The organism is Paenibacillus sp. 01T422 (assembly GCF_056398785.1).
In genome coordinates, this window is sequence record NZ_JBFTQB010000290.1 from 1 (window position 1) to 6808 (window position 6808).

Below are 6808 nucleotides of genomic sequence, written 5' to 3' on the forward strand. Positions count from 1 at the left end.
TACATGCAATTGTGGGATTTGTGTGTGATTTGGAGGCAATTACCACATGCGATTTCTAATGTTTAAAATAAAAAAGCCCTCCCCAGCAAGGGGAGGACTCCACTGTATTTACATCAAGATAAAATCCTTCGTTAGCATGAAGATGGATTCAATCCATCTGAGCACAAGATGCGGTACAAAGCCTAGAGCAACGCCAATAATGGCACATAACCAGACCGTTATGCCCAAGGTAATGGGCACTTTCACCTCGGCCGGCTCGTAGTCGCTGCGCATGAACATTTGACGTACGACGCCGAAGTAGTAGTACAACGATACAACGCTCGTCGCGATCATTAGGGAGCCGAGCCAGTATTGATGGGTTTGCATCGTACCGAGTATGATGTACAACTTACCGAAGAATCCTCCGGAAATCGGGATTCCTGTTAAGGACAACACAATCAGTACCATCGCAGCAGCGGTAAAAGGCGCCCGATAATACAGACCTCCGAAGCCTTTGGCTTCGGTATGTCCCTCCGCTTGCTCGATAATCATCAGTACCGCGAAAGCGCCGATATTCATGAACAAGTACGCGATCAGATAGAAGATGAATTCAGAGAAATTCGCATAATGGACACCTGAGAAGTACGTTGCAATTGGAACAAGCAAATATCCCGCATTGGCAATTCCCGAGTAAGCCAATAGTCTTTTCATGTTCGTTTGCTTCAAGGCAATGAAATTACCCGCTACCATAGCGATTGCAGCCATGACCGAAATGGCCAGGAACACATCGGATTGGAATTTCGATTCCTCGAAGGACGTAAATCCGAACAAGACGTAGAAGACTCGGAAAAGGATGGCAAAGCCGGCACCTTTGGACACGACAGCCAAGAAAGCTGTCACAGGTGTAGGTGCGCCTTGGTAGACATCCGGCGCCCAACTGTGGAAAGGGGCGGCGGCGATTTTGAAGCCGAATCCAGCAAGCAGCATAAAGAACGAAACATAGAGCAGCGGCTCATATGAACCTATGATCGATGGGAGCGCAGCGCCAATCTGCGAAAGATTGCTCGAGCCCACCATGCCGTATAAGAAGGACATGCCATACAAGATGATGGCAGAGGATATGCCACCCATCACTAAGTATTTAAAGGCTCCTTCATTGGACTTGCTATCCTTCTTCTTCATCGCTACAAGTAAGTACGAGGTGATACTAAGCAGTTCCAGCCCTACGTACAGCGTAATTAAATCTCCGGATGAAGACATAATCATGGCGCCCAGCGCTGCAGGCAGATAGAAGTAATAATACTCGCCTACATGCGGAATCGCATCTTCTTTTACGAAACTTAGACTCATCAGAACGACGAAGCCAGTTCCTACTAAGGTGAACAATTTTAGTATATTGGAGAAGTCATCCACTCTATAACTCTGATTGAGCAGCTGAATCGCCTCATCCGGATTCAACTGGAGCAAGACGAATACACCGGAAATCACAAGACCTACCAAGGTTAACCATCCAATAATGGAACGACTCAACCTGTTTGGCAAGACCAAATCCAAGAGAGATAGGATGATCGCGGTGGCAACCAGCGTAAGCTCAGGCAGCAGATGTACTAAATCGGAGACTTGGAGTCGAAGCTGTTCCACCGGACTAACCTCCTATCTTCCCGGCTACGCTTTGGATCAATTGATCCAAGCTGCCTATCGTTTGCTGTAGCGGCTGGCTCAGCACGCTTGGGTACACCCCGAGCAAGAGGATGAACGCCACCAAAGTAATCATCGGCACCGCCTCGATTAATCGTGCATCGCGTATCCCTTGCAGGACCAGAGTTGGCTGCTTAGGGCCAAACGTAATGTTTAGTACCCCGCGCAGCACATAAACCGCTGCGAGAATGATCCCCAGTGTACCAACAATCGCGTACACCCGGTGTGTCTCGAAGAGTCCGAGGAACGCGAGGAACTCACTGATGAAGCCGGATAAGCCCGGCAATCCGAGCGATGCCATCCCCGCAATCAGCAGAATCCCGCTGATGAAGGGAACCGACGACGCGAGACCGCCTAAGCGATCGAGATCGGTCGTGTTCGTCCGTTCGTAGATGCTGCCGACGAGCAGGAACATCAGGGCCGAGATCAAACCGTGTGAGATCAGTTGGAACACGGCACCCTGCAGGCCCGACACGTTAAATGCGGCGAGACCAAGCAGGACGATGCCCATATGGCTGATACTCGAGTAAGCCAGCACGAGTTTGAAGTCTTTTTGCACCATCGCGAGAATGGCACCGTACACGATGTTGATTACGCCTAGGAGCGCTAGCATCCAGGCCCACTGCTTCGCCTCCGCTGGAAAGAACAGAATACCGAAGCGGATAAGGCCGTAAGCTCCCATTTTCAGCAAAATACCGGAGTGAATCATAACGACAGCAGGCGGAGCCTCTGTATGTACTTTTAACATCCATGTGTGGAACGGGAAGATCGGCAGCTTAATTCCGAAAGCGACCAGCAGCATAATGAACACGGTCCATTTCATAGCTGGGCTTAGGAAGAATGGAGCCCCCTCTTGATTCACGTATGCAGCAGGATCTTGCAGCAAATTATGCGCAATCGTATGAATATCTCCGCTGTAGTAAATGATAGCCTCTGTCTGCGACGGATCCTGGTTGAAGCCTGCCGTGCTGACAAGAATAAGAAACGCGATCAGCATAATCGCTGAACCAAGTCCATTGTAGAGAAGGAAGCGATTGGCCGCTTGCTCTCTGTTCATATACCCCCATATTCCGATCAGGAAGAACATCGGCACGAGTGTAATTTCGAAGAATAAGAAGAACAAGAACAGGTCCTGAGCCATAAAGACGCCGAACATACCGGTTTCCAGCAGCAGGAATAAAATAAAGTACGTTTYCCAACGTTTCTTGATATACACCGAGGCTAGAGCAGCCATGGACGACACAAGAGCAGTTAAGAATACAAGCGGCAATGAGATTCCATCTACGGCTACGCTGTATTTGAATTCAAAGAAATACGATGTAATTTGTTGAATACCCTCATGGTTCAGTGGGACTTTGATCCAGCTGAGCTGTTCTTTGTATTGAATCGGATCACCTTGAAAGTTGTAATCAACATACAACCATGCTGCCAAAATAAGCGGAATCAATGTCGTGATGATACCGATTGTTTTGATTAAACGGCCGCGATCACTTCGAATGAAGAGCAGGACGAGCACGCCGAGCAAAGGTGAGAAAGCGATCAGACTGAGTATAGGTAGATTAGCCGGCATGGATGAACCTCCTTCCTGCGATGGCGAGCGCCAAGATCAGCATCCCTAGAATCATGATGACACCATAGGTCTGCATCTGACCATTTTGAAGACGGGAGCCCAGGCGGCCGAGACTGACGACAGTAAAGGCGACCAAACGCACGAGACCATCAATGATGTACACATCAATCAGTTCAAGAATCCATCCCAAACCGCGCAGCGGCTTAACGATAAGACTGTCATAGATTTCATCCACGAAGTATTTACGGTTAAGCAGCGTGTACAACCATGGCAGTTTACTAGATATGACATCTCGCGGAATCGTGCGTTTCAGGTAGATCAAGTACCCTAGTCCAATACCAAGCAGCCCAGCGAGTGTGGATAAAATAATAACGATCCAGTTGGCTTTCTCGTCATGTTCTTGACCCGTTAACCAGTGGCCGAGCCACTCGTTGAACGGCGTATTCACAAATCCAGCAACCACAGCGAGTACAGCCAGAATGATGAGCGGTATCGTCATCGTGGACGGCGACTCATGCGGCTCATGGGCGTGATCGTCGTGCCCGTGCGCCCCTTGCGCTTTCCCTCTAGGCGAACCTAGGAAAACCAGGAAGAAGAGTCGGGACATATAGAACGCTGTGAAGAAGGCCGCAATCACACCAACCCAGAACAATAGCTGATTATGTTCATATGCTTCTGTCAGAATCATATCTTTGGACCAGAACCCTGCGAATGGAAAAATCCCCGAGAGAGCCAACGTTCCGATAGCGAACGTCCATGTCGTGATTTTCATTTTGCGGGATAATCCGCCCATTTCATTGATGTCCTGCGTATGAACAGCGTGAATCACACTGCCTGCGCCCAAGAAGAGCAATGCTTTGAAGAACGCATGCGTGAACAGATGGAACATCCCAGACGTATACGAAACGCCGATACCGAGTGCCATCATCATATAACCGAGCTGACTTACGGTTGAATAGGCGAGAATGCGTTTGATATCATTCTGCGCGATCCCAATCGTTGCCGCAAAGATGGCCGTAAAGCCGCCCACATAAGCAACAACCATTAAGGCATCCGGCGAAGCATGGAAAATATCAAACGTACGCGCTACCAAGTACACCCCTGCGGCAACCATGGTTGCTGCGTGGATCAGCGCACTGATTGGCGTCGGACCTTCCATAGCGTCAGGCAACCAGGTGTGCAGCGGGAACTGACCTGATTTCCCCATCGCCCCGATGAAGATCAGAACCGCAATCCAAGTGACGATTGTAGGGTCGATTTTGCCCGTAGTAAAGGCATTATGTATAGATGTAAAATCAAGCGCATGGCCCGGCATGTACCAAAACAGCAGCAGGATGCCAATGAACAGACCCACGTCCCCGATGCGGGTAACGATGAACGCCTTTTTCGCAGCAGCCTTCGCCTCTGGCTTGAAGTACCAGAAACCTACGAGCAGGAAGGAACACACCCCAACAAGCTCCCAGAAAATGTAGAGTTCTAACATATTTTCCGAAATGACTAGGCCTAGCATGGAGAAAGAGAACAAAGCGATATAACCAAAGAACACATGGATTCGCTCGTCGCCTTTCATATAACCTCTAGAGTAAATATTAACGAGGAGAGAGACCAACGTGACGATGACCAGCATTAAGGCATTCAAATTGTTAACCTCAAACCCCATACTCAGGGTGAAATCGCCAACCTGCAGCCAATTCAGCTTATCCCACGTATAATCCTCAACTTTGCCGCCGATGCGTTCAACAAATATCAGCATAGCGACGATAAACGAGGCGAACATCGCAAAAATACTGATATAAATGCCCAAGTCCTTTAATTGACGTCCCATAGCCGTAAGCGCTAGAAAAGCAATCAACGGAAACAACGGAATGAGCCAGGCGTACTGTGAATAGTCCGATACCATATCCTTGTTAGCCTCCTAGCGCTTCATAGAATCCAAATCCGTTACATCTACTGTCCCTTTGTTTCGGTAAATCGTTATAAGAATCGCTATCCCGACAGCTGCTTCTGCAGCTGCAATCGTAATGTTAAAGAGGGAGAAAATCTGACCTGTCAGTGCTGGATGATCCCCAAGCTTGGAGAAAGCAATTAAATTTAAGTTCACCGCATTAAGCATCAACTCAATGGACAAGAGCACGATGACCCCATTTTTTTTCGTTAAAGCGCCGTACAGACCGATGCAGAACAGGATTGCAGCCAGCGTGAGATAGGGAGTAATGATGTTACCCATAGCTAATCCTCCTCTCTCTTCGCGACGACAATAGCGCCTATGAAGGCGACCGTCAGCAGCACAGACATGATTTCGAATGGAATCACATGCTGGTTATACAGCAGTTTGCCGATTTCTAGTGTATTGTCTTTGCCGGCATCTAGAGAGCCTTGTGAGACGAAAGTCGTTTTTTGAATCGCATAAAATAACACTCCGAACAAGCCCAAAGCGCCTACAATCGCCAAACCCTCGTGCCAAGGACGCCTCGGCTCCTCGTCTTCCCCTTGTCTGTGCTTCGTCATMATAATGCCGAAAATCATGAGGATCGAGATGGCCCCCGCATAGATCAACACCTGCACGAAAGCAACAAACTCAGCTTCAAGGATAATATATAGCCCCGCCAAGCTAATGAACGTAAGCGCAACGGCAATGACCATGTGAACAACTTTGGTAAAAGAAATCATAAAGATCGCTCCGCCGATGGCAAGAAGGGCGAAGATGAAAAATGCCCAGCTTGAACCGCTTGAGAGGAAATCACCAATTCCGTTAAACATCTTTCTTGGCCCCCCCTTTTGGCATGGCCGAGTTATTCTCCTGGCGAATGTTTTGGTTATTCTCATTTAACCATTGCAAATTTTTGAAAAGATCGTCGCGACTATAGGAACTTAGCTCGAAATTATTCGTCATTACGATCGCTTCCGTCGGACATACCTCTGTGCAAAGATCGCACAAAATGCAAATTTCGAAGTTGATATCGTACGTATCAATGACCTTGCCCTTTTTATCAGGGTCCGGATTCGCTTTCCCCGTCAGTGTAATGCACTCGGTTGGGCAAATACGCGCACATTGATTGCACACGATGCATTTCTCTGGGTCAAAATGTTGAATACCGCGAAAACGATCCGGCATTTYTATCGGGACCTCAKGGTATGCGTACGTGATTTTTTTCTGTGTCATGCTTTTCAACGTTACGCCTAAACCTTTGATTATGCCTTTCATTCGTTTCACTCCTTAGAGTTTCCGTAGGAAACTTGCATCGTAAGCATTCGCTGAATTTTGCTTAAACAAAACTGACATCGTATGCGTAGGCTTTGTTAAAAGATCGTCATAATGATCGCCGTCACCAGCATATTGACTAACGACAATGGCAGCAGCACTTTCCAGCCGAATCCCATGAGCTGATCAATCCGTACGCGAGGCAACGTCGCCCGCAGCCAGAACAAGACGAACACAACGAGGGAGAATTTCAGCAAGAACCAAAGGATTCCTGGAATAAAATCAAGGAATGGAAATGGTGAATGCCATCCACCTAAGAAAATCAGGCTGGTTAAAGAAGCAATAACAAACACGTAGAC

General features: G+C 48.1%; 7 protein-coding genes. All 7 read right to left on the bottom strand.

Annotated features, from left to right (window positions below; genetic code table 11):
• Positions 1-108 precede the first annotated feature (108 nt).
• A complete protein-coding gene (locus AC1DUA_RS17295; RefSeq protein ID WP_477500952.1) occupies positions 109-1620 on the bottom strand; it encodes an NADH-quinone oxidoreductase subunit N in 1512 nt (503 codons plus the stop codon).
• 4 nt (positions 1621-1624) lie between these two features.
• Entirely contained in the window at positions 1625-3247 is a 1623-nt protein-coding gene (locus AC1DUA_RS17300; RefSeq protein WP_477500953.1) for a complex I subunit 4 family protein, read from the bottom strand.
• Positions 3237-5147, bottom strand: coding sequence for an NADH-quinone oxidoreductase subunit L (gene nuoL / locus AC1DUA_RS17305; RefSeq protein WP_477500954.1), 1911 nt, complete (start codon positions 5145-5147; stop codon positions 3237-3239). The genes AC1DUA_RS17300 and nuoL overlap by 11 nt, the downstream gene beginning before the upstream one ends.
• A 15-nt stretch (positions 5148-5162) precedes the next feature.
• Positions 5163-5474: an NADH-quinone oxidoreductase subunit NuoK gene (gene nuoK, locus AC1DUA_RS17310; RefSeq protein ID WP_145668556.1), complete on the bottom strand. Its 312-nt coding sequence runs from the start codon at positions 5472-5474 to the stop codon at positions 5163-5165.
• A gap of 2 nt (positions 5475-5476) precedes the next feature.
• Positions 5477-6007 carry an NADH-quinone oxidoreductase subunit J gene (locus tag AC1DUA_RS17315; protein ID WP_477500955.1) on the bottom strand — a complete coding sequence of 177 codons (531 nt, stop codon included), beginning with the start codon at positions 6005-6007 and terminating at the stop codon, positions 5477-5479.
• Positions 6000-6452: an NADH-quinone oxidoreductase subunit NuoI gene (gene nuoI / locus AC1DUA_RS17320; protein ID WP_477500956.1), complete on the bottom strand. Its 453-nt coding sequence runs from the start codon at positions 6450-6452 to the stop codon at positions 6000-6002. Before nuoI ends, AC1DUA_RS17315 begins: the two co-directional genes overlap by 8 nt.
• A 95-nt stretch (positions 6453-6547) precedes the next feature.
• Positions 6548-6808, bottom strand: a 261-nt coding sequence (locus AC1DUA_RS17325; RefSeq protein ID WP_477500957.1) for an NADH-quinone oxidoreductase subunit H, incomplete at its 5' end; no start/stop codon positions are given.